Below are 22516 nucleotides of genomic sequence, written 5' to 3' on the forward strand. Positions count from 1 at the left end.
ATGACTTCCCCCGCACCCGCCGGCGACCGTCCGGTGCGCATCGGCGTCCAGATCCAGCCCCAGCACGCCACCTACCCCGCGATCCGCGCCGCGGCCGCGCGCGCGGAGGAGATGGGCCTGGACATCGCCTTCAACTGGGACCACTTCTACCCGCTGTACGGCGACCCGGACGGTCTGCACTTCGAGTGCTGGACGATGCTGGCGGCCTGGGCCGAGGCGACCAGCCGCATCGAGATCGGTGCGCTGGTGACCTGCAACAGCTACCGCAACCCCGAGCTGCTGGCCGACATGGCCCGCACCGTGGACCACGTCTCCGCCCACGACACCGGCACCGGCCGGCTGGTCCTGGGCATCGGCTCGGGCTGGTTCGAGAAGGACTACGCCGAGTACGGCTACGAGTTCGGCACCGCCGGCGCCCGCCTGGACAAGCTCGCCGAGGACCTGCCGCGCATCACCTCGCGCCTGGGCCGGCTCAACCCGGCCCCCACCCGCCACGTGCCCGTCCTGATCGGCGGCGGCGGGGAGAAGAAGACCCTGCGGATCGTGGCGCAGCACGCCGACGTCTGGCACGGGTTCGGCGACGTGGAGACCATCGCCCGCAAGCACGAGGTCCTCGACGCGCACTGCGCCGCCCTGGGCCGCGACCCCGGTGAGATCGAGCGCTCCGCCGGGGTGGACGTGGCGGACGACCCCGCGGACAAGGGCGAGGCCCTGCACGCCGTCGGCACGCGCCTGTTCACCCTCGGCGTCGGCGGCCCGGACTACGACCTGGAGCCGCTGCGGCGCTGGGTCGCCTGGCGCGACGAGAAGAACGCCGCGCGGGGCTGAGCTACCCCGGTGCGCGGGCCCGTGCAGGGCACCGGGGCCGCGCACCGGGCCGGTAGCCTTCGCGACGTGCCCGGAACCCGCGACGACACGTCCCCGGGCGCTGCGCCCACCTGCGCGCCCACCCTGCTGGTCACCGTCACCGGGGGCGACCGCCCGGGGGTGACCTCCGCGCTGTTCACCGTCCTGGCCGGCACCGACGCGGAGGTCCTGGACGTCGAGCAGGTCGTCGTCGGTGGCGTGCTGACCCTGGCGGTGCTCGTGGGCAGCGCCGAGCCCGCCGCCGTGACCGCGGCGCTGTCCGGCTGGGGCGGGGACGGGCTGGACGTCACCTGCACCGTGCGCGAGCCGGGGGCGCCGGCCGTGCGCCCGCGGCGGCTGCACGTCACGCTGCTGGGCGCCCCGCTGCGCCCGGCGGCGATCGCCCGCACCACCGCGGTGCTCGCCGAGCGCGGGGCCAACGTGGACCGGGTGCGGCGGATGGCCTCGGCCCCGGTGACCAGCGTGGAGTTCGACGTGTCGGTCGACGCCAGCGCCGAGGAGGTCCTGGACCTGCGCCGCACCCTGGCGGCCGAGGCGGCCCGGCACGGCCTGGACGCCGCCGTCTCCCCCGGCGGTCTGGCCCGGATGGGCCGGCGCCTGGTCGTCATGGACGTGGACTCCACCCTCATCCGCCAGGAGGTCATCGAACTGCTGGCCGCGCACGCCGGCCGCGAGGCCGAGGTGGCCGCCGTCACCGAGCGCGCCATGCGCGGGGAGATCGACTTCGGCGCCTCGCTGCGCGAGCGGGTGGCCTGCCTGGAGGGACTGGACGTGGCCGTGGTGCAGCGGGTGCGCGAGGCGGTCGTGCTCACCCCGGGCGCGCGCACGCTGTGCCGCACCCTGCACCGGCTCGGCTTCACGCTGGCGCTGGTCTCCGGCGGCTTCCTGGAGGTGGTGGGGCCGCTGGCCGCGGAGCTGGGCATCGCGCACGTGCGGGCGAACCGGCTGCAGGTAGTGCACGGGCGCTTCACCGGCCGGCTGCTGGGCCCGGTGGTGGACCGCGCGGCCAAGGCCGCCGCGCTGCGGGAGTTCGCCGCCGCCGAGGGCCTGCCGCTGCACCGCACGGTCGCGATCGGCGACGGTGCCAACGACCTGGACATGATCGGCGCGGCGGGTCTGGGCATCGCCTTCAACGCCAAGCCCGTGGTGCGCGAGCAGGCCGACGCCGCGGTCAACGTGCCCTACCTGGACGCGGTGCTGCCGCTGCTGGGCATCACCCGCGAGGACGTGGAGGACGCCGACCTGGCCGACGAGGCCCTGGCCCCGGTGCGCTGAGGTCCCCGCCGCGCGCTGCGGCGCGCGGCGGGGACCACCCCGGCGAGGGGTCGGCGGCGGGCGTCAGCCGGTGACGCTGGCCCAGGTGGCCAGGGCCACCAGCACCGCGACGACGAGGACCATCGAGCCGGCCAGCACCGCCAGGCGCCGGCCGCCCGAGGGCGGGGGCTGCTCGGCCACGGGTCTCAGGAACCCATGGCGTGGAAACCGCCGTCGACGTGGATCATCTCGCCGGTGGTGGCGGGGAACCAGTCGGACATCAGCGCCAGCGCGGCGCGCGCGGGCGGCTCGGTGTCGGTGACGTCCCAGCCCAGCGGGGAACGCTCGCCCCAGGTGCCCTCCAGGGTCTCGAAGCCCGGGATGGAGGTGGCGGCGGTCGTGCGCAGCGGCCCGGCCGAGACGACGTTGACGCGCACGCCCTTCGGGCCGAGGTCGCGGGCCAGGTAGCGGGCGGTGGACTCGAACGCGGCCTTGGCCACGCCCATCCAGTCGTAGACCGGCCACGCCACGCGGGCGTCGAAGGTCAGGCCCACGACCGAGCCGCCGTTCGCCATCAGCGGCAGCGCGGCCACCGCGATGGACTTCAGCGAGTACGCCGAGACCTGCAGCGCGGTCGCCACGCTGGACCACTCGGTGTTCAGGAAGTTGCCGCCCATGGCGTCCTTGGGGGCGAAGCCGATGGAGTGCAGCACCCCGTCCAGGCCGTCGACGTGCTCGCGCACGCGGGACTCCAGCGCGGCGAGGTCCTCCTCGCTGGTGGCGTCCAGCTCCACCACGGGCGCGGGCTTCGGCAGCCGCTTGGCGATCGTGGAGGTGATCTTCATCTGGCGCCCGAAGGAGGACAGCACGACCTCCGCGCCCTCCTGCTGCGCCACGCGCGCGACCGCGAAGGCGATCGAGCGGTCGGTGAGCACTCCGGTCACGAGCAGGCGCTTGCCGTCCAGCAGACCCATCAGGTTCCCTCTCGTCCTTCGTCCGTTGTCAGTCGCTCGGTGCCGGTCGACCGGTGCCGGTCGCTCGGTGTCAGTGGCCCATGCCGAGGCCGCCGTCGACGGGCAGCACCGCGCCGTTGACGTAGCCGGCGTCGGCGAGGAACAGCACGGCCTGCGCGACCTCGTCGACGGCGCCGAAGCGGCCGGCGGGGATGCGCCCCCTGTAGTCGGCCGCGGTGGCCTCGGGCAGCGCGCGGGTCATGTCGGTGTCGATGAAGCCGGGGGCGACCACGTTGGCGGTGATGCCGCGCCCGCCGAGCTCGCGGGCGATGGAGCGCGCCAGGCCCACCATGCCGGACTTGCTGGCCGCGTAGTTCGTCTGCCCGGGCGAGCCGTACAGGCCCACGACGCTGGAGACGAACACGATGCGCCCGCGCTTGGCGCGCACCATCCCGCGCACGGCCCGGCGCGCGCAGCGCCAGGCGCCGGCGAGGTTGGTGTCCACCACGGCGTCGAAGTCGTCGTCGCCCATGCGCATCAGCAGCTGGTCGCGGGTGACGCCGGCGTTGGCGACGAGCACCTCCACGGGCCCGTGCGCCTGCTCCACGGCGGCGAACGCGGCGTCCAGGGAGGCGCCGTCCGTGACGTCGGCGCGCACCCCGAGCAGCCCCTCGGGCACCTCGCCGGAGCGGTGGGTGACCGCGACGCGGTCGCCCCGGGCGGCGAAGGCCCGCGCCACCGCCAGGCCGATGCCGCGGTTGCCCCCGGTGACGAGGACGCTGCGGGGCGCGGAGCCGGTCGCGGGGACCTGGGGGGCGGGCGTGGCGTCGGGCGTGGCGTCGGGCACGGGGAGGAAAGCTAACGCATCGCCCGCCCGCGGCGGTCGGCGCCCGCGGCCGGCGGCTCTGCGCGGGGGCACGTGTCGGACCCAGCGCTTACCGTGGGCCCCGTGCCTTCGCACCCCACCCCCACCGGCGGGCACACCGCTGACGCGGCCCCGCCCGGCGTGTACCGGATCACCGCCGCCCCCACCGCGCACACCGACGACCTCGGCGTGCGCTACCGCAAGTACGTCGTCTCGATGCTCGTGCGCACGGCCTGCTTCGTGCTGTTCGTCGTCGTCGAGCACTGGACCCGCTGGCTGTTCGTGGCCGGCGCGCTGTTCCTGCCCTACGTCGCCGTCGTGCTGGCCAACGCCGGGCGGGAGTCCAAGGGTCCGCCGCCGCAGTCCTTCACCGTGACCGAGGCGCCCGTGCGCGACCTGCCGGCCCTGGAGGCGCGCGTGACCGCGGTGCGCTCGCCCGGCGAGGACTCCCCCGCGGGCCGTCCCGGGGCCGCCTGAGCACCGCCCCGAGGGGCACGCCCCACCGGCGCGGCCGGGGCGGGGCGCACGTCGACCCCGCGCCGCGGCGGTGCGAGACTGGCACCGTGGACACTCCAGCCGTCCCCGCGGCGCCGCGCACGCGCAGCGCCGCCGGGGAACCGGGGCACGAACCGCCGTCCGACCTCGTCTGCAGCGCCCGCGGCTGCACCCGCCCGGCCGACTTCGGCCTGCTGTGGAACAACCCCAGCCTGCACACCCCCGAGCGGCGCAAGACGTGGCTGGCCTGCGGTCAGCACCGCGAGCACCTCGCGCAGTTCCTCGGTGCTCGCGGCTTCCTGCGGGAGGTCGTCGGGGTGGAGACCCTGTCGTCGTGAGCACCGGCACCGCCCCCGCCCCCGCCACCGGTGCGGCGACGCCCTCCGGCACGGGCGCGCGCGGGGTCCTCGGCCTGCTGCGCGAGCCCGGCTGGCGCCGCGGCCTGGCCCTGGCGCTGGCCGTGGCCGCCGTGTGCCTGGTGCTGGGCCAGTGGCAGTGGCACCGCCGCCAGGACCGCCTGGACGCCAACGCACCGCTGGTGAGCAACTACGACGCGGCGCCCGTGGCGCTGGGCACCGTGCTGCCCGCCGACGGCTCGCCGCCGGCCGAGGAGGACCTGTGGACGCCGGTGAGCGTCAGCGGCACCTACGCCCCGGAGGGCACCGTCCTGGTGCGCAACCGCCAGCACGGCCAGGCGGTGGGCTACGACGTCCTCGTGCCGCTGGTGCTGGCCGACGGCACCGCGCTGCTCGTGGACCGCGGGTGGGTGCCCGCCGGCAGCACCAGCAGCGCGCCGGACGCGGTCCCGGCCCCCCCGCGGGGCACCGTGAGCGTCACTGCGCGGGTGCGCGCGTGGGAACCCGCCCGCGACAGCACCGTGCCGCAGGGCCAGGTCGCCTCCATCGCCCCCGGTCCGGTGGCCGAGGTGACCGGCGCCGCCGGCGTGCCGCCGCTGCGCGGTGGCTACGCGGTGCTCGCCTCGGAGGAGCCGACCGCGCTGCCGGCTCCCGCCACCGCCGAGCGCCCCGAGGTCGACGAGGGACCCCACCTGGCGTACACGGTGCAGTGGTACGGGTTCGCGCTGACGGCGCTGGTGGTCTGGGTCGTGGCGGGCCGGCGCGAGCTGCAGGCCCGCGCGCTTCCGGCGGTCACCGGTGCGGACGGCGCCCCGGGAGGTGCCCCGGGAGGTGACGGGGCCGTGCCCGCCGGCTTCCGGTCCCCCGGCGGGCCGCAGCCGGGCAGCGCGCCCGGCGGTGCGGCGCGGCGGCCGGGGGCCGCGACGACCCGGCGCCCCGCGCGGCGAGCGCGGCCCGCGCGCCCGGGCAGCGACGAGGAGGCCGAGGACCTCGAGGTGGAAGCCGGTTCACGCGCACCGCGCTGACGCGGGCGGTTCGGTGGTCAGCGACCCCCCAGCGGTGATGCTGCGTGGAGCACAAGCGACTCTGCGCAACAATGTGGTCATGGACCTCGGCCTCAGCGATCGCGTCTACATCGTCTCCGGTGCCTCCACCGGCCTGGGGCGCTCGTGCGCGCAGGTCCTGGCCGACGAGGGCGCGCTGCTGGTGCTGTCCGCCGGCGACCCGGAGGAGCTGGCCGCCGCGGCCGGCGGCATCGGCGCGCCGGAGCGGATGCTGCTGGTCCCCGGTGACATCACCGAGCCCGGCACGGAGACGCGCCTGGTGGCGGCCGCCAACGCGCGCTTCGGGCGCCTGGACGGCGCGGTGGTCTCCTGCGGCACGCCCCCCACCTCCTCGGTGCTGGAGGCCAGCGACGCCTCCTGGCGCGAGGCCTTCGAGGCGAGCGTGCTGGGCCCGTTGCGGCTGGCGCGGTCCGTGGCCAAGGCGGCCACCGGCGAGGGCGCCTCGCTGGTGATGCTGCTGTCCAGCACGGTGCGCAGCCCCGCGCAGGACGCCGGGGTCGCCAACGGTCTGCGCCCCGGCCTGGCGATGGCCGCCAAGGCGCTGGCCGACGAGCTGGGACCGCGCGGCATCCGGATCAACAACGTCCTGGTGGGGCGGGTGGACGCCGACTCGCCCCTGGAGTTCGAGGAGCCCACCGCCGTGGACGGCGACGGGTTCGAGGCGGTGCCGCTGCGCCGCGCCGGGTTGCCCGACGAGTTCGCGCGCGCCGCGGTCTTCCTGCTGTCGCCGGCGGCGTCCTACATCACCGGCGCGTCCCTGACCGTGGACGGGGGCGCCGACCGCTCGCTGTGAGCGGCCGGCGGCCCCGTCCACGGGCGGGGTTCAGCTCGCCTGCTGCTCCGGCTCGGGGTGCTGCTTGGCGCGCCCCCGGGTGGCGCCTCCCCTGCTGCGCAGCGAGACCTCGCTCTCGCTGAGCAGCCGGTGGACGAAGCCGTAGGAACGCCCGGCCTCCTCCGCGAGCGCACGGATGCTCTTGCCCTCCGCGTAGCCCTTCGACAGCTCCTCGGCGAGCTGCGCACGTTCGGTCCCGCTCAACCGGGATCCCCGCTTGACCGCCTCGGTCACACCGACCTCCTCCACGTCGTCGCCGACCTGCACCATGGTCACCACCCGCGGCGGGATCGGCCACTCGAACGCCGCGCCGGCGCCCGGACGGGCTGCTCGGGGGCGTTCGGCGGGGGCCCTCAGGCCAGGGAGACCAGCTCCGCGTAGGAGGCGTTCCAGAGGTCCTCCACACCGTCGGGCAGCAGCACGACGCGCTCGGGGTCCAGCGCCTCGACCGCTCCCTCGTCGTGGGTGACGAGCACGACGGCGCCCTCGTAGTGCCGCAGCGCGTCGAGGATCTCGGCGCGGCTGGCCGGGTCGAGGTTGTTCGTCGGCTCGTCCAGCAGGAGCACGTTCGCGCTGGAGACCACGAGGGTGGCCAGCGCCAGGCGGGTCTTCTCCCCGCCGGAGAGCACCCCGGCGGGCTTGTCGACGTCGTCGCCGGAGAAGAGGAAGGACCCCAGGACGGTGCGCACCCGGGTGTCGTCGAGGTCCGGGGACGCCGAGCGCATGTTCTCCAGCACGGTGCGGTTCACGTCCAGCGTCTCGTGCTCCTGGGCGTAGTAGCCGATCTTCACGCCGTGGCCGCCGACGATGCGGCCGGTGTCCGGCTCCTCCACCCCGCCCAGCATCCGCAGCAGCGTCGTCTTGCCGGCACCGTTCAGGCCCAGGATCACCACGCGGCTGCCGCGGTCGATGGCCAGGTCCACGCCGGTGAAGATCTCCAGGGAGCCGTACGACTTCGACAGGCCCTGCGCGGTCAGCGGCGTCTTGCCGCAGGGGGCGGGCTTGGGGAAGCGCAGCTTGGCGACCTTGTCCTGGACGCGGACGTCCTCCAGACCGCTGACCAGCCGCTCGGCGCGCTTGGCCATGTTCTGCGCGGCGACGGCCTTGGTGGCCTTGGCGCGCATCTTGTCGGCCTGCGCCATCAGCGCGCCGGCCTTCTTCTCGGCGTTGGCGCGCTCGCGCTGGCGGCGCTTCTCGTCGGTCTCGCGCTGCTTGAGGTAGTTCTTCCAGCCCACGTTGTAGACGTCGATCGTGGCGCGGTTGGCGTCCAGGTGGAACACCCGGTTGACGACGACCTCGAGCAGCTCGACGTCGTGGCTGATGACGATGAGACCGCCGGAGTAGCTCTTGAGGTGATCGCGCAACCAGGCGATGGAGTCGGCGTCCAGGTGGTTGGTGGGCTCGTCCAGCAGCAGGGTCTCGCTGGCGGAGAAGAGGATGCGGGCCAGCTCCACGCGCCGGCGCTGACCGCCCGAGAGGGTCTTCAGCGGCTGGTCGAGGATGCGCTCGGGCAGGTTGAGGTTGGCGCAGATGCGCGCGGCCTCGCTCTCGGCGGTGTAGCCGCCCATGGCCACGAAGCGGGCGTCGAGCTTGGTGTACCTGTCCATGGCGCGGTCGCGGACCCTGGGGTCGTCGCTGGCCATCTCCTGCTCGGCGCGCCGCAGGCGGGTGATCACGTCGTCCAGGCCGCGGGCGGCGAGGATGCGGTCGCGGGCCAGCATCTCCGGGTCGCCGGCGCGCGGGTCCTGGGGCAGGTAGCCGATCTCCCCGGAGCGGGTCACGGTGCCCGAGGCGGGCTGGGCCTCGCCGGCCAGCACCTTCGTCAGGGTGGTCTTGCCGGCGCCGTTGCGCCCGACCAGGCCGATGCGGTCGCCGGCGGCGACGCGGAAGTCCACGCCCTCCATCAGGAGCCGGGCTCCCGCACGCAGTTCGATGTCGGTGGCGACGATCACGGGGGCAGCTCTCAGCGGACGGGGACGTTCGGGGGACGGCACCATCCTAGGGCGTGCCCGCACCCCGCCCGCGCGCCTCGAGCCGCGCGCACGCTCGGGGCCGGACGGAGCCGGTCGCGGTCCGGGTCCGCTACCGTCGCGCCATGCCCTCCCCCCTGCGCCGCTCCCCGGCGCGCGCCGCCGCGCAGGCCCCGTCCGGCGGCGACGTGCGGCGCCCCGCCGGCCGAACCCGCGACCTGGCGCTGGTGGCCGTCTTCGCCGCCCTGGTGGCCGCGCTGGCGCTGACGCCGGCGCTGCCCACGGGCCCGGTGGGCGTGCCCGTCACGCTGCAGACGCTGGGCCTGATGCTGTGCGGGGCGGTGCTGGGGCCGTGGCGCGGTGCGCTGGCCGCGCTGGTGTACCTGCTGATGGGCTTGGCGGGGCTGCCGGTGTTCGCCGGTGGTGCGGCGGGCCCGGCGGTGCTGGCGGGCCCCAGCGCCGGGTTCCTGCTGGCCTACCCCGCCGGGGCGCTGGTCACCGGCGCCCTGGCCAGGGCCGGCGCCCGGCGGCGCGCGCCCGTGGCCGGCCTGGTCGCCGGCTGCCTGCTCGGCGGCGTCGCCGCGGTGTACGCCGGCGGGATCCCCGGCATGGCCCTGGCCGGCGGCCTGAACCTGCACGAGGCGGCGTGGGCGTCGCTGCGCTACCTGCCCGGCGACCTGGTCAAGGTCGTGGTGGCCGTCGTGGTGGCCTCGGCGGTGCACCGCGCGTCCCCGCGCCTGCTGCTGGGCCGCTGACCGGCGCGCGCGGTCGAAGCGTGCCGAGCCGGGCGCCGCGGTGAGCACCGCGCCGTGATCCGCCTGTCGGAGGTGGTGGTGCGCGCCGGGGAGAAGGTGGTGCTGCACCCGCTGAGCGTTGAGCTCACCGAGCCGTCGGTGGCGCTGGTCGGGCCCAACGGGTCCGGCAAGTCCACCCTGCTGCGCCTGCTCAACGGCCTGGTGCTGCCCTCGGCGGGCACCGTGGAGGTGGGCGGCCTGCAGCCCGAGCACGCCCTGGCGGCCGTGCGCCGGCGGGTCGGGTTCGTCTTCCCCGACCCCGACGCGCAGGTCGTCATGCCCACCCCCGTCCAGGACGTGGCCCTGTCGCTGCGGCGGGCCGGCGTGCCGCGCGGCGAGCGGGAGGCGCGGGCGCGGGCGCTGCTGGCCGAGCAGGGCCTGGCGGAGGGCGCCGACGGCGAGGTGCGCCGGCTCTCGTCCGGGCAGCGTCAGCTGCTGGCGCTGACGGCGGTGCTGGCCACCGGCCCGGCGGTGCTGGCGTGCGACGAGCCGACGACGCTGCTGGACCTGCGCAACGCCCGGCGGGTGGCGGACGTGCTGCTCGCCTCGCCGGCGCAGCTGGTGGTGGCCACCCACGACCTGGACCTGGCCGCCCGCACCCGGCGCGCGCTGTGGCTGCACGAGGGGCGCGTGGTCGCCGACGGGCCGGCCGCGCAGGTGGTGGCGGCCTACCGGGCCGGCGCGTGAGGTGGCGGGGGCGGCGGCGCCGCGGGCTGGCGACGGCCGCGCCGCTGCTGGGGCACCTGCAGCCGGGCTCGTCCCGGCTGCACCGCACCGGTGCGGGCGCGAAGCTGGTGGGGGTGGTCGCCGTGGGAGCGGTGACGGGGCTGGCGCGCTGGCTGCTGGCGCCGGCACCGGCCGCGCTGGTGCTGGTGGCGCTGGCGGTCCTGGTCGCAGCCCTCGCCCTCGGCGCCGGGTTGCGCCCGCGCTACCTCGCCGGGCAGGTGCGCTCGCTGGCGTGGGTGCTGCTGGCGCTGGGGGTCTTCCAGGTCTGGTCGAACGGGGCGGCGAGCGCCGTGGCGGTGCTGGCCGGGCTCGTGGGCTGCCTGTGGGCGGCGGCGGTGCTCACCGCCACCACCCCGGTGCCGGTGCTGCTGGACGCCCTGGCCCGCGCGGCTCGGCCGCTGCGCCGGGTGGGCGTGGACCCCGAGCACGTCGCGCTGACGTTCAGCGTCGCGGTGGCCGGTGTTCCGGTGGTGGCGCGGCTGCTGGCCCAGGCCCGCGAGGCCGCCGCCGCCCGCGGCCTGCGGGGCGACCCGCGGGTGGTGCTGGTGCCGGCGGTGGTGCGCACCGTCGCTCACGCCGAGGCGGTCGCCGAGGCGCTGGCGGCGCGCGGGCTGGAGCACGGCGAGGACGAGGCGCTCGAACGCGAGGGACCGCGACGCGAGCCGGGGCCGTCCGCGACGGCGGACGGCCCCGGCTCGGGGGTGGTGCGGCCCAGGCGCTGAGGCGACTCAGGCGTCGAGGTGCTTCAGACGTTGAAGCCCAGGGCCCGCAGCTGCTCGCGCCCGTCGTCCGTGATCTTCTCCGGGCCCCACGGCGGCATCCACACCCAGTTGATGCGGTGCCCGGCGACCACGTCCACGAGCGCCTGCTGCGTCTGGTCCTCGATGACGTCGGTCAGCGGGCAGGCGGCGCTGGTGAGCGTCATGTCGATGGTGGCCACGTTGTCCTCGGAGACGGACAGGCCGTAGATCAGGCCGAGGTCGACGACGTTGATCCCCAGCTCGGGGTCCACGACGTCGCGCAGGGCCTCCTCCACCTCCTCCACGGGGGCGGGGGTCGGGCCCGCCGCGGCGGGGGTGCCCGCCCCGGTGCTCTCGACGCTCTCGGTGCTCTGGGTGGTGGTGTCGCTCACGACGACCTCCGGGGTCTCAGGCGCGGGTGAGGAAACGGTCGTAACCGGTCTCCTCGAGGGAATCGGCGAGCTCCGGGCCGCCCTGCTCGGCGACGCGGCCCTCGACGAAGACGTGCACGAACTGCGGCTCGATGTAGCGCAGGATCCGCGTGTAGTGCGTGATCAGCAGCACGCCGGGGCCGGTGCTCGCCAGGGCCCGGTTGACGCCCTCGGAGACGACCTTGAGCGCGTCGACGTCCAGGCCGGAGTCGGTCTCGTCCAGGACCGCGAACTTCGGCTTGAGCAGCTCCATCTGCAGGATCTCGTGGCGCTTCTTCTCACCGCCGGAGAAGTGCTCGTTGACGTTGCGCTCGGCGAAGGTGGGGTCCATCTTCAGGTCGTCCATCGCCTGCTTGACGTCCTTGACCCAGGTGCGCAGCTTCGGCGCCTCGCCGTCGATGGCGGTCTTGGCGGTGCGCAGGAAGTTCGACACCGTCACGCCGGGGACCTCGACGGGGTACTGCATGGCCAGGAACAGGCCGGCGCGGGCGCGCTCGTCGACGCTCATGGCCAGCACGTCCTCGCCGTCCAGCGTCACCGAGCCGCCGGTGACGGTGTACTTGGGGTGGCCGGCGATGGAGTAGGCCAGGGTGGACTTCCCGGACCCGTTCGGGCCCATGACGGCGTGAACCTCACCGGAGTTGATGGTGAGGTCGACACCGCGGAGGATCTCCTTGGTGCCGCCGTCGGCCTCGTCGACCGTGACGTGCAGGTCGCGGATCTCCAGCGTGGGCATCAGTTCTCCTCGGTGCTGCTCGCGCCGGCCAGTGCGGTGGCGGCGAGCTCGGTCTCGATCGTGGTCATGAGGCGCTCGGAGATCTCCGGCACGCCGATGCGCTCGACGATGCCGGCGAAGAAGCCGCGCACCACCAGGCGGCGGGCCTCCGCCTCGGGGATGCCGCGCGCCTGCAGGTAGAACAGCTGCTCGTCGTCGAAGCGGCCGGTCGCCGAGGCGTGGCCCGCCCCGACGATCTCGCCGGTCTCGATCTCCAGGTTCGGCACCGAGTCGGCGCGTGCGCCGTCGGTGAGGACCAGGTTGCGGTTGAGCTCGTAGGTCTCGGTGCCCTCGGCGGCGGCGCGGATGAGGACGTCGCCGATCCACACCGCGTGCGCGTCGTCGCCCTGCAGGGCGCCCTTGTACTCCACGTAGCTCTTGCAGTTCGTGGCCTCGTGGTCCACGAACAGGCGGTGCTCCAGGTGCTGGCCGGCGCCGGCGAAGTAGACGCCCAGGGCCTGCGCGTCGCCGCCGGGGGCGGCGTAGCGCACGTTGGTGGACACCCGCACCGCCCCGCCGCCGAGGCTGACGGCGATGTGCCGCACGCGGGCGTCGCGCCCGACGAGGACGTCGTGCTGGCCGACGTGCACGGCGTCGGCGTCCCACTCCTGCAGGGTGACGACGGTCAGGTCGGCGCCGTCGCCGGCGCGCACCTCCACGCCGCCGCGGTGGGCGCCGGAGCCGGTGTGCGCCAGGACGACGAGCGCCTTGGCGTGGCGGCCGGCCTCCACGACCAGGTGCCCGGAGGTGGTGGCGCCGGCGGTGCCGCGCACCGTCACCAGCACGGGGGCGTCCAGCTCGGCCTCGGCCGGGACGGAGATCAGGTGCGCGTCGGTGGTGGTGGCCCACCCGGCGGCCGCGGCCCGGTCACCGGGGGTGAACGCCGTGCCGGCGCCCACCTCCTGCAGCGTGCCGGTGCGGTGCACGACCGCGTCCGGCGCCGTGACCTCCACCTGGGCGGAACCGGCCGGGCCGGCCTCGAAGAGGGGGGCGAACTCGCGCAGCGGCGAGAACTTCCACTCCTCCTCGCGGCCGGTGGGCACCTCGAAGTCCGCGACGTCGAAGGACGTCACGCGCTCGGCGCGGCTGGCGTCGGGCACGACGCCGGCGCCGTGGCTGTGCGCCCGGGCGGCGTTGGGGGGCGTGGTGGCCACGGCCTCGGTCTTCGTCTCGTCGACGGCGGTCATCAGCCGACGGCCCCTTCCATCTGCAGCTCGATCAGGCGGTTCAGTTCCAGCGCGTACTCCATGGGCAGCTCGCGCGCCACGGGCTCGATGAAACCACGGACGATCATGGCCATGGCCTCGTCCTCGGCCATGCCGCGGCTCATGAGGTAGAAGAGCTGGTCGTCGCTCACCTTGGAGACGGTCGCCTCGTGCCCCATGACGACGTCGTCCTCGCGGATGTCGTTGTAGGGGTAGGTGTCCGAGCGGGAGATGGTGTCCACCAGCAGGGCGTCGCAGCGCACCGTGGAGGCCGAGTGGTGCGCGCCCTCCAGGACCTGGATCAGGCCGCGGTAGGAGGTGCGCCCGCCACCGCGGGCGATCGACTTGGAGACGATCGAGCTGGCGGTGTGCGGCGCGGCGTGCACCATCTTGGCGCCGGCGTCCTGGTGCTGGCCCTCGCCGGCCATCGCGATGGACAGCGTCTCGCCCTTGGCGTGCTCGCCCATGAGGTAGACCGCCGGGTACTTCATCGTCACCTTGGAGCCGATGTTGCCGTCGATCCACTCCATGGTGGCGCCCTCGGCGGCCGTGGCGCGCTTGGTCACCAGGTTGTAGACGTTGTTCGACCAGTTCTGGATGGTCGTGTACCGAACGCGGGCGTTCTTCTTCACGACGATCTCCACGACTGCGGAGTGCAGCGAGTCGGACTGGTAGATCGGCGCGGTGCAGCCCTCGACGTAGTGCACGTAGGAGCCCTCGTCCGCGATGATCAGCGTCCGCTCGAACTGGCCCATGTTCTCGGTGTTGATCCGGAAGTAGGCCTGCAGCGGGATGTCGACGTGGACGCCCTTGGGCACGTAGATGAACGAGCCGCCCGACCACACGGCGGTGTTCAGGGACGCGAACTTGTTGTCGCCGACGGGGATGACGGAGCCGAAGTACTCCTTGAAGAGCTCCTCGTGCTCGCGCAGGCCGGTGTCGGTGTCGACGAAGATGACGCCCTTCTCCTCCAGGTCCTCGCGGATCTGGTGGTAGACGACCTCCGACTCGTACTGCGCCGCGACGCCCGCGATGAGGCGCTGCTTCTCCGCCTCGGGGATGCCCAGGCGGTCGTAGGTGTTCTTGATGTCGGCCGGCAGCTCGTCCCAGCTGGTGGCCTGCTTCTCCGTGGAGCGCACGAAGTACTTGATGTTGTCGAAGTCGATGCCGGTCAGGTCCGAGCCCCAGTTGGGCATGGGCTTGCGGTAGAAGAGCTTCAGCGCCTTCAGGCGCAGCTGCAGCATCCACTCCGGCTCGGACTTCTTCGCCGAGATGTCGCGGACGACCTCCTCGGACAGCCCGCGGCGCGCGGTGGAGCCGGCGCTGTCGGAGTCGGCCCACCCGTAGCGGTACTTGCCCATGTCCTCGAGCTCGGGCGGTCCCGCCAGGTCGGTGGTCTGGGTGTCAGACACGGTGTCGGTCACAGTCGTCGTCCTTCCGTCGGCGTCTGGTTCCCCGCGGTGGTGACGGCGAGGGGAGTCTGGTGCGGGCCCCGCTGGGGGGCCTGGTCCTGAGGGGCCCGCTGCGGCGGGCCGTGCGGGACGTGCGTGGTGCACACGTGGTCGCCGTGGGCGAGCGTGGCCAGGCGCTGCACGCGCGTGCCCAGGACGCGCTCGAAGGCGCGCCGCTCGGCCTCGCACAGCTCGGGGAAGGCCTCGGCGACGCGGCGCACGGGGCAGTGCCCCTGGCACAACTGCGTCCCCTCGGCCCCTGTTCCGCTGCCCACCGGCCGTGCGGAGGCCGAGAAGCCCTGCGCGGCGAGCGCCGCGGCCAGGGCCTCGACGCGCTCGGCGGTGGAGGCGCCGGCAGGGACCGCGTCCGACAGGCGCGCCTCGAGCGCCGCGAAGCGCTGCTCGGCGAAGGCGGCCACGGCCTGGGGGCCCTGCACCTGGGCCAGGTAGGTCAGCGCGGCCAGGGCGAGGTCGTCGTAGCCGGCCGCCAGGGAGTCGTGCCCGGCGGAGGAGACGACGAACTCGCGGGCGGGCCGACCGCGGCCGCGGCGCTGGGCGGCCCGCGGCTCGCGCGCCTCGAGCACGCCCTCGGCGACCATCGCGTCCAGGTGCCGGCGCACCGCGGGGCCGCTCAGGCCCAGCAGGGCGGCGATGCGGGTCGCCGGGACGGGGCCCAGCTCGGCCACGGCGGCGTGCACGCGGGTGCGCGTGCGCAGGTCCGCGTCGCTCCGCTCCCCCCCGGTGCGCGCGGCCCCGGGTGAGGTCACCCTCACCATTTCCACAACACCCATGTTATCTAAATGGGGGCTCGGCCGGAACCGGGGGCCGGGTGACGCGGGACACCACGGCGCCGTGCCGGGGACTACTACCTCGGCTCGTAGAATCGTGCCCCGTGGCCGCCCCCTCCTCCCCCGCCCCCGCGCCGGGCGACGCCGCGGACCTCGCGGTCGAGGCGCGCGGGCTGCGCAAGGACTACGGCGGCACCGCCGTCCTGGACGGGCTGAGCTTCACCGCGCGCCGCGGGCGCGTCACCGCGCTGCTGGGCCCCAACGGCGCCGGCAAGACCACGACCGTGGCCTGCTGCGAGGGCCTGCGCCGCGTCGACTCCGGCACGCTGCGGGTCCTCGGCCGGGACCCCGCGACCGACGGCGCCGCCCTGCGCCCCCGGGTGGGCGTGGTCCTGCAGGACGGCGGGCTGCCCACCGGGGTGGGCGCGCTGGAGGCGCTGCGGCACCTGGCCGGCCTGCACAGCGACCCGCTGCCGGTGGGGCCGCTCGCCGAGCGGCTGGGCCTGACGTCCTTCGCCCGCACCCGCGTGCGGCGCCTGTCCGGGGGGCAGCGCCAGCGGCTCGCGCTGGCCTGCGCCCTCGTGGGCCGCCCCGAGCTGCTCTTCCTGGACGAGCCGAGCACCGGGCTGGACCCGCAGGCGCGCCTGGCCGTGTGGGACGTGGTGCGCCAGGCGCGCGACGCCGGGGTCGCCGTGCTGCTCACCACGCACCTGATGGAGGAGGCCGAACGGCTGGCCGACGACGTCGTCGTGCTCGACCACGGCCGCCTCGTGGCCGCCGGCTCCCCCGCCGAGCTCACCCGGTCGGTCGCGGCGCTGACCTTCACCGCCCCCTCCGGCCTGCCCACCGCCTCCCTGGAGGCGGCGCTGCCCGCCGGGGCCGTCGTGTCCGAGCCCGAACCGGGCCGCTACGTCGTCAGCGGCGTGCCCGCCGACCCGCGCACCGCCGCCACGGTGACGTCCTGGTGCGCCACCCACGACGTGCTCGCCCAGGGGCTGGGCACGTCCCGCCGTACCCTCGAGGACGTGTTCCTCGACCTCACCGGCCGGACGCTGCGGTGAGCGGCGCCGGCGTGACCGCCTCCCCCGGGCGCAGCGGACCGGCCGGCACCGGCGCGCCCGGGCCCGCCCTGGACCTGACCCCCCGCGGCACCGCCGCCCCCCTGTGGCGCCGCACGCTGCGCCAGGCCGGGCTCGAGGCGCGCATCGCGCTGCGCAACGGCGAGCAGCTGCTGCTGACCCTCGTGCTGCCCGTGATCGTCCTGGTGGCCGCGGTGCGCACCACCGCCGTGGACCTCGGAGACGGCGACCGGCCCTCCCTGGCGCTGGCCGGGGTGCTGGCCGTGGCCGTGGTCTCCACCGCGTTCACCGGCCAGGCGATCGCCACCGGCTTCGACCGCCGCAACGGCGTGCTGCGCCTGCTGGCGACCAGCCCCCTGGGCCGCGGCGGCCTGCTGGCCGGCAAGGCCGGGGCGGTGGCCCTGCTGGTGGCGGTGCAGCTCGTCGTCCTGTGCGCCGTGGCCGCGGCCTGCGGGTGGCGGCCCGACCCCATGGGCCTGCTGGCCGCCCTGCCCGCCCTCGTCCTGGGGTGCACGGCCTTCACGGCCCTGGCGCTGCTGCTGGCCGGCACCGTGCGCGCCGAGGCGACCCTGGCGGCCGCCAACTTCGTCTGGGTGCTGCTGCTGGCCGGGGGCGGGCTCGTGCTGACCTCACCCGTGCCGGCCCTGACCTCCGCGCTGCCCTCCGGGGCCCTGGGGACCGCGCTGCGCAGCGCCCTGACCGAGCACGCCGTGGCCGCCGGCCCGCTGCTCGTCCTCCTCGCGTGGACGGCCGCCGCCGTCGCCGCGTCCGCCCGATGGTTCTCCTGGGAGTAGTGAGCACGTGGGACTGACCTCCGCCCCCGCAGGCGTGGACACCCGGCCCGGCGCACCCGCGCGCGCGCTCGGCACGTGGGGCGGCTTCGTGCTGCTGCTGAACGTGCTCGGCGAGTGCCTCATCGTCGTCACCGGCGGCGTGGTGCGCCTGACCGGTTCCGGGCTGGGGTGCCCCACCTGGCCCGAGTGCGTCCCCGGCTCCTACACCCCCGTGGTGGTGCAGGAGGAGGGCTTCCACAAGTGGATCGAGTTCGGGAACCGCACCCTCACCGGGCTGGTGGGCCTGCTCGCCCTGGCCTGCCTGGTGGTCGTGTGGCGCAACCGGCGCCGCGACCTGCTGCCGTACGTGGGGCTGCTGATCTTCGGGATCCTCGCGCAGGCCGTCATCGGCGGCATCACCGTGCACACGGACCTGCACCCCGGCGTCGTGATGACGCACTTCCTGGTCTCCACGCTCCTGGTGACGGCCTCCACCGTCCTGTGGCGCCGCGGCCTGCAGCCGCCCGGCCCCCGGGCGCCCGTGGTGCGCCGCGAGGTGCGCGGCGCCGCGTGGCTCGCCGCGCTCGTCCTGTACGCCGTCGTGGTCGTCGGCACCGTCGTCACCGGCTCGGGTCCGCACTCCGGCGACGCCGACGAGCCCGCCCGCTTCGGCCTGGACCCGCAGTCGGTCAGCTGGCTGCACGCCGACCTCGTCATGGCCTACACGGGCCTCCTGGTCGGCGTCCTGGTGGCGCTGCGTGCCACGTCCGCCCCCCGCCCCGCCGTCCGCGCCGCCTGGCAGCTGCTGCTCGTGACGCTCGCCCAGGCCGTCGTGGGGTACGTGCAGTACTTCACCGACCTGCCGTGGGTCCTCGTGGCCGTGCACATGGCCGGCGCCTGCGCCCTGGTCGTCTTCCACGTCCGCCTGCTGTGCGCGCTCACCGCACCCCGCGACGCGCTCTCCCCGACCACGGTCCCGGCTGGATCCCCCGCCTGATCCCTCGCGACGGGGGCGCGCCGTGGTTGCGCCCGCGCCCGGGTGCTGGGATGTGCTGGTCGCCGGGCTCTCCGCCCGCGCCGGCACATCCCAGCACCTCTCGCGTCCGCGCAGCGCGGGCTCCGGACGCCCGGCGACCAGCACATCCCAGCACCCTCCGACCTCACCTTCGTGCGCGTAGCGGGTGCGCAGAGCCCCCCGTATCCGTCCCCTGCACCACGCCGGCGCCATCGGCCAGCGCTCGAAGGGGTGGGTCGCCTCGGCACCGGCACGTGCGCAGGGTGGCGGCGGGTGCGGAGGTCGGCGTCCGGAGCCCGCCCGCCCCACGCGGGTGAGGCGGTGCACCCGGCAGCGGGCGGAGAGCCGGCCGCAGCACCCGCCGCCGCCCCGCCAGCCCGACCACGCCGATGCACCACGGGAACGCGATGCACCCCGGAAACGCGACGAGCCCCCGCCGACCGGTCGACGGGGGCTCGTGCGCGGGAGGTGTCAGAAGGGCCAGGCGACCCGCAGGAAGGGGTCCACCGCCACGGCGAGCGAGAGCAGCGTCAGGTACGTGATGGAGCCGTGGAAGACGCCCATGGGGCTGATGCGCTTGAGCTGCTCGGCGGTGCCGGCGTCGCGGCCACCGGTCTCCTGCTCGAAGCGGCGGGCGCGACCGTGCAGGGCGATCGTCTGGGCCAGGAAGCCGGCGCCGAGCAGCAGGGCCGCGACGCCGTAGAGCACGCCGGCACCGCCCACGGGCACCAGCAGCAGCGAGCAGAGCACCATCGCCACGGTGTAGGCGACGATCTGCCGGGAGACGGTGGTGGGACGGGCCACGACGGGCAGCATGGGCACCCCGGCGTTCGCGTAGTCCTCGCGGTAGCGCACCGACAGGGGCCAGTAGTGCGGTGGCGTCCACAGGAAGATGACGCCGAAGAGGACGAACGGCGCCCAGGCCAGGCTGCCGGTCACCGCCGTCCAGCCGATGAGGACCTGCATGCAGCCGGCCACGCCGCCCCAGACGATGTTCTGGGAGGTGCGCCGCTTGAGCAGCAGCGTGTAACCCACGATGTACAGCGCGATGGCCGCCACGGCCAGCACGGCCGACAGGACGTTGACGAAGGCCACGAAGAGCGCGACCGAGGTCAGGCCGAGCGCCGCGGCGAAGACCAGCGCCTGCCGCGGGGTCACCGCCCCGGTGACCAGGGGGCGGTTGGAGGTCCGCTTCATGACCGCGTCGATGTCGCGGTCGAAGTAGCAGTTGAGGGTGTTGGCGCACCCGGCGGCGAAGGCGCCGCCGACGAACGTGGCGAGCACCAGGCCCAGGGGCGGCAGACCGCCTGCCGCGAAGACCATGACGGGGATCGTCGTGATGAGCAGCAGTTCGATGATGCGCGGCTTCGTCAGTGCGAGGTAGGCCGCGGCGCGCGGGAATCGGCTGGGTCCCCGGCGAGCCCCGCGCCGGCGCCCCACCAGGGGCCGCGAGTGCGCGGGGGCGTCGGAGGGACGCGGGTCGACGACAGTCACAGGATCCTCTGGGCGAGGCGGCAGCGGGCACCGGCGATGCTACGCCTCTATTACGTCGTGTCGTTGTCCGGGGCGCGTCGTGGCGCGGAAGGGGCCGCGGACCGGCCGTGAGCTGCGCCACGCCGGGCTGAGAGTAGGCTCGACACGCAGTGATCCGCCGGACCGTCCGTCGCCGCCCCTGGCGGGGGCCTCGGCCGGCACCACTGACGACGACCGCGGGCGGACCGGGTCCCGGCGCAGCCCTGCGGGCCGCGTCGCCGGACCGCGCCGGGGACCGGTGACGGCGCCGGGGACGAAGACGCAGACAGAGAGCGGACCACGGCCGGTTCCCCCACCGCCCCGGCGGCGCTGGACGGTCAGCTGGTTCGCACGGGAGGAGACACGTGAGCCAGCAGAGCCTCGAGTGGAGCGATCTCGATCGCAAGGCGGTCGACACCGTCCGCGTCCTGGCGATGGACGCCGTGCAACGCGCGGGCAACGGGCACCCCGGCACGGCGATGAGCCTGGCCCCCGTCGCCTACACGCTGTTCCAGAAGCTGATGCAGCACGACCCGGCGACGCCGGACTGGACGGGGCGCGACCGCTTCGTCCTGTCCTGCGGCCACTCCAGCCTCACCCTCTACATCCAGCTGTACCTGGCCGGCTACGGCCTGGAGCTGGACGACCTGAAGGCGCTGCGCAAGTGGGGCAGCAAGACGCCGGGTCACCCCGAGCACGGCCACACCGCGGGCGTGGAGATGACCACCGGCCCGCTGGGCCAGGGCATCTCCTCGGCGGTCGGCATGGCGATGGCCGCGCGCCGCGAGCGGGGCCTGTTCGACCCCGAGGCCCCGGCGGGCACCAGCCCGTTCGACCACTTCGTCTACGTGCTGGCCTCCGACGGCGACATCCAGGAGGGCGTCTCCGCGGAGGCCTCGGCCATCGCGGGCGTCCAGGAGCTGGGCAACCTCATCGCGGTCTACGACGCGAACCACATCTCGATCGAGGACGACACCGCGATCTCGCTGGCCGAGGACACGGGCAAGCGCTACGAGGCCTACGGCTGGCACGTCCAGACCCTGGACTGGACCAACGGCGGCGAGGGCCCCTACACCGAGGACGTGCAGGGCCTGTGGGACGCGCTGCAGGCGGCGAAGGCGGAGACCACCAGGCCGTCGATGATCGTGCTGCGCACCACGATCGCCTACCCGGCGCCGAACCTGCAGAACACCGGCAAGTCGCACGGCTCCGCCCTCGGCGAGGACGAGGTCCGCGCCACCAAGGAGGTCCTGGGCTTCGACCCCGAGCAGACCTTCGAGGTCCCCGAGGACGTCATCGCCCACACCCGCGCCGCCCGCGAGCGCGGCAAGGCGCTGCGCGAGCAGTGGCAGGGCTCCATGGACGCCTGGCGCAAGGGCGCCGGTGAGCGCGCCGAGCTGTTCGACCGGGTGAGCACCCGCACCCTGCCCGCCGGCTGGGAGCAGGCGCTGCCGGTCTTCGAGCCCGGCAAGGCCATCGCCTCGCGCAAGGCCTCCGGCGAGGTGCTCAACGCCCTGGCCCCGGTGCTGCCGGAGCTGTGGGGCGGCTCGGCCGACCTGGCTGAGTCCAACCTGACGAGCATGAAGGGCGAGCCGTCCTTCCTGCCGGCCAGCCGCACGACGAAGACGTGGGACGGCAACCCGTACGGGCGCACCCTGCACTTCGGCATCCGCGAGCACGCGATGGGCGCGATCCTCAACGGCATCGCCCTGCACGGGGGCACCCGCCCCTACGGCGGCACCTTCCTGGTCTTCAGCGACTACATGCGCCCGTCGGTGCGCCTGGCCGCGATCATGAAGCTGCCGGTGACGTACGTGTGGACGCACGACTCCATCGGCCTGGGCGAGGACGGCCCGACGCACCAGCCGATCGAGCACCTCGCCTCGCTGCGCGCCATCCCGGGCCTGGACGTCGTCCGCCCGGCCGACGCCAACGAGACCGCGTGGGCGTGGCGCACGATCCTGCAGAACACCGACCGCCCGGCGGGCCTGGCCCTCTCGCGCCAGAACCTGCCGACGTTCGACCGCTCCCAGCCCGGCTGGGGCGCGGCCGAGGGCGTCGCCAAGGGCGGGTACGTCCTGGTGGAGGCCTCCGCGGCGACGCCGCAGGTGATCCTCATGGGCACCGGCTCGGAGGTGCAGATCGCCGTGGCCGCCCGCGAGAAGCTCGAGGAGGCCGGCATCCCCACCCGCGTGGTGTCGATGCCGTGCCGCGAGTGGTTCGACGCGCAGCCGCAGTCGTACCGCGACACCGTCCTGCTCCCGCAGGTCAAGGCGCGCGTGTCGGTCGAGGCCGCCATCGCGCAGGGCTGGCACGACCTGGTCGGCGACGCCGGCCGCGTGGTCAGCATCGAGCACTTCGGCGCCTCGGCGGACTACCAGGACCTGTACCGGGAGTTCGGACTGACGGACGAGGTCGTCGTGACCGCCGCCAAGGAGAGCCTGGCCGGTCTGCAGTGACCCACCCCCCGCGGGGCCGCCCCCCCCCCCCCCCCCCGGCGCCCCGGACCCGCTGCTGCTGGGCGCGTGCGCGCTGGTCGGCGCGTTCTGCGGCGACAACCTCACCTACGCG

General features: G+C 75.1%; 23 protein-coding genes. 13 read left to right on the plus strand and 10 right to left on the minus strand.

Translation table 11 applies throughout. The features are described 5' to 3' along the window. On the plus strand, positions 1-828 hold the full coding sequence (locus ACRYR9_RS10515; RefSeq protein ID WP_432494506.1) for an LLM class F420-dependent oxidoreductase: 828 nt from the start codon (positions 1-3) through the stop codon (positions 826-828). A 66-nt stretch (positions 829-894) separates the two neighbouring features. Beyond that, positions 895-2142: a phosphoserine phosphatase SerB gene (gene serB, locus ACRYR9_RS10520; RefSeq protein ID WP_432494508.1), complete on the plus strand. Its 1248-nt coding sequence runs from the start codon at positions 895-897 to the stop codon at positions 2140-2142. Between the two features lie 185 nt (positions 2143-2327). On the opposite strand, the gene fabI is transcribed toward serB, so the two are convergent. Together fabI and fabG are read right to left on the minus strand one after the other, a co-directional pair. Beyond that, positions 2328-3095, minus strand: a complete 768-nt coding sequence (gene fabI / locus ACRYR9_RS10525) for an enoyl-ACP reductase FabI (protein ID WP_432498103.1) — start codon at positions 3093-3095, stop codon at positions 2328-2330. A 70-nt stretch (positions 3096-3165) separates the two neighbouring features. Next, positions 3166-3921 (minus strand): 3-oxoacyl-ACP reductase FabG, encoded by a 756-nt coding sequence (gene fabG, locus ACRYR9_RS10530; RefSeq protein ID WP_432498105.1) that lies wholly within the window; start codon positions 3919-3921, stop codon positions 3166-3168. Between the two features lie 102 nt (positions 3922-4023). Between fabG and ACRYR9_RS10535 the strand changes: the two genes are divergently transcribed. The 4 genes from ACRYR9_RS10535 to ACRYR9_RS10550 all read left to right on the plus strand — a co-directional run bounded on the left by ACRYR9_RS10535 (position 4024) and on the right by ACRYR9_RS10550 (position 6647). Beyond that, complete coding sequence (locus tag ACRYR9_RS10535; RefSeq protein WP_432498108.1) at positions 4024-4416, plus strand: DUF3099 domain-containing protein; 393 nt, start codon at positions 4024-4026, stop codon at positions 4414-4416. An 86-nt stretch (positions 4417-4502) separates the two neighbouring features. Then, positions 4503-4772 (plus strand): hypothetical protein, encoded by a 270-nt coding sequence (locus tag ACRYR9_RS10540; RefSeq protein ID WP_432498110.1) that lies wholly within the window; start codon positions 4503-4505, stop codon positions 4770-4772. Next, positions 4769-5815 carry an SURF1 family cytochrome oxidase biogenesis protein gene (locus ACRYR9_RS10545; protein ID WP_432498112.1) on the plus strand — a complete coding sequence of 349 codons (1047 nt, stop codon included), beginning with the start codon at positions 4769-4771 and terminating at the stop codon, positions 5813-5815. Before ACRYR9_RS10540 ends, ACRYR9_RS10545 begins: the two co-directional genes overlap by 4 nt. A 79-nt stretch (positions 5816-5894) precedes the next feature. Then, on the plus strand, positions 5895-6647 hold the full coding sequence (locus tag ACRYR9_RS10550; protein WP_432498114.1) for an SDR family oxidoreductase: 753 nt from the start codon (positions 5895-5897) through the stop codon (positions 6645-6647). Between the two features lie 30 nt (positions 6648-6677). Here the strand turns inward: ACRYR9_RS10550 and ACRYR9_RS10555 are convergent, their stop codons facing one another. After that, complete coding sequence (locus ACRYR9_RS10555) at positions 6678-6956, minus strand: helix-turn-helix domain-containing protein (RefSeq protein ID WP_432498138.1); 279 nt, start codon at positions 6954-6956, stop codon at positions 6678-6680. A gap of 83 nt (positions 6957-7039) precedes the next feature. Beyond that, on the minus strand, positions 7040-8638 hold the full coding sequence (locus tag ACRYR9_RS10560) for an ABC-F family ATP-binding cassette domain-containing protein (RefSeq protein WP_432498116.1): 1599 nt from the start codon (positions 8636-8638) through the stop codon (positions 7040-7042). Positions 8639-8781: 143 nt separating this feature from the next. Between ACRYR9_RS10560 and ACRYR9_RS10565 the strand changes: the two genes are divergently transcribed. The 3 genes from ACRYR9_RS10565 to ACRYR9_RS10575 are packed head-to-tail and all read left to right on the plus strand — an operon-like array spanning position 8782 to position 10898. After that, the gene (locus tag ACRYR9_RS10565) at positions 8782-9411 is read left to right on the plus strand and encodes a biotin transporter BioY (protein ID WP_432498119.1); all 630 of its coding nucleotides are present in this window, start codon (positions 8782-8784) and stop codon (positions 9409-9411) included. Positions 9412-9465: 54 nt separating this feature from the next. Beyond that, positions 9466-10137, plus strand: coding sequence for an energy-coupling factor ABC transporter ATP-binding protein (locus ACRYR9_RS10570; RefSeq protein ID WP_432498121.1), 672 nt, complete (start codon positions 9466-9468; stop codon positions 10135-10137). Further along, positions 10134-10898: a CbiQ family ECF transporter T component gene (locus ACRYR9_RS10575; protein WP_432498123.1), complete on the plus strand. Its 765-nt coding sequence runs from the start codon at positions 10134-10136 to the stop codon at positions 10896-10898. Before ACRYR9_RS10570 ends, ACRYR9_RS10575 begins: the two co-directional genes overlap by 4 nt. A 23-nt stretch (positions 10899-10921) precedes the next feature. Here the strand turns inward: ACRYR9_RS10575 and ACRYR9_RS10580 are convergent, their stop codons facing one another. From ACRYR9_RS10580 to ACRYR9_RS10600, 5 genes are read right to left on the minus strand one after another with little or no spacing between them, the layout of a single operon-like run. Then, complete coding sequence (locus ACRYR9_RS10580; RefSeq protein ID WP_432498126.1) at positions 10922-11308, minus strand: metal-sulfur cluster assembly factor; 387 nt, start codon at positions 11306-11308, stop codon at positions 10922-10924. A gap of 16 nt (positions 11309-11324) precedes the next feature. Continuing rightward, positions 11325-12083, minus strand: a complete 759-nt coding sequence (gene sufC / locus ACRYR9_RS10585) for a Fe-S cluster assembly ATPase SufC (protein WP_432498128.1) — start codon at positions 12081-12083, stop codon at positions 11325-11327. Next, positions 12083-13309: a Fe-S cluster assembly protein SufD gene (sufD, locus tag ACRYR9_RS10590; protein WP_432498130.1), complete on the minus strand. Its 1227-nt coding sequence runs from the start codon at positions 13307-13309 to the stop codon at positions 12083-12085. The genes sufC and sufD overlap by 1 nt, the downstream gene beginning before the upstream one ends. Continuing rightward, entirely contained in the window at positions 13309-14688 is a 1380-nt protein-coding gene (gene sufB / locus ACRYR9_RS10595; RefSeq protein WP_432498141.1) for a Fe-S cluster assembly protein SufB, read from the minus strand. The genes sufD and sufB overlap by 1 nt, the downstream gene beginning before the upstream one ends. Positions 14689-14747: 59 nt before the next feature. Then, positions 14748-15554 (minus strand): helix-turn-helix transcriptional regulator, encoded by an 807-nt coding sequence (locus ACRYR9_RS10600; RefSeq protein WP_432498144.1) that lies wholly within the window; start codon positions 15552-15554, stop codon positions 14748-14750. A gap of 116 nt (positions 15555-15670) precedes the next feature. On the opposite strand from ACRYR9_RS10600, the gene ACRYR9_RS10605 reads away from it, so the two are divergent. The 3 genes from ACRYR9_RS10605 to ACRYR9_RS10615 all read left to right on the plus strand — a co-directional run bounded on the left by ACRYR9_RS10605 (position 15671) and on the right by ACRYR9_RS10615 (position 18415). Then, on the plus strand, positions 15671-16627 hold the full coding sequence (locus ACRYR9_RS10605; RefSeq protein WP_432498133.1) for an ABC transporter ATP-binding protein: 957 nt from the start codon (positions 15671-15673) through the stop codon (positions 16625-16627). Positions 16628-16638: 11 nt separating this feature from the next. Beyond that, on the plus strand, positions 16639-17439 hold the full coding sequence (locus ACRYR9_RS10610; protein ID WP_432498135.1) for an ABC transporter permease: 801 nt from the start codon (positions 16639-16641) through the stop codon (positions 17437-17439). Between the two features lie 88 nt (positions 17440-17527). After that, positions 17528-18415, plus strand: a complete 888-nt coding sequence (locus ACRYR9_RS10615) for a COX15/CtaA family protein (protein WP_432498146.1) — start codon at positions 17528-17530, stop codon at positions 18413-18415. Positions 18416-18904: 489 nt separating this feature from the next. Here ACRYR9_RS10615 and ACRYR9_RS10620 read toward each other — a convergent pair whose 3' ends face one another. Continuing rightward, complete coding sequence (locus ACRYR9_RS10620) at positions 18905-19927, minus strand: heme o synthase (protein WP_432499079.1); 1023 nt, start codon at positions 19925-19927, stop codon at positions 18905-18907. Between the two features lie 383 nt (positions 19928-20310). Between ACRYR9_RS10620 and tkt the strand changes: the two genes are divergently transcribed. Then, positions 20311-22404: a transketolase gene (tkt, locus tag ACRYR9_RS10625; protein ID WP_432499076.1), complete on the plus strand. Its 2094-nt coding sequence runs from the start codon at positions 20311-20313 to the stop codon at positions 22402-22404. Positions 22405-22516 lie beyond the last annotated feature (112 nt).

The sequence above is a fragment of the Kineococcus auxinigenes genome (assembly GCF_050871525.1).
Taxonomy (GTDB): domain Bacteria; phylum Actinomycetota; class Actinomycetes; order Actinomycetales; family Kineococcaceae; genus Kineococcus.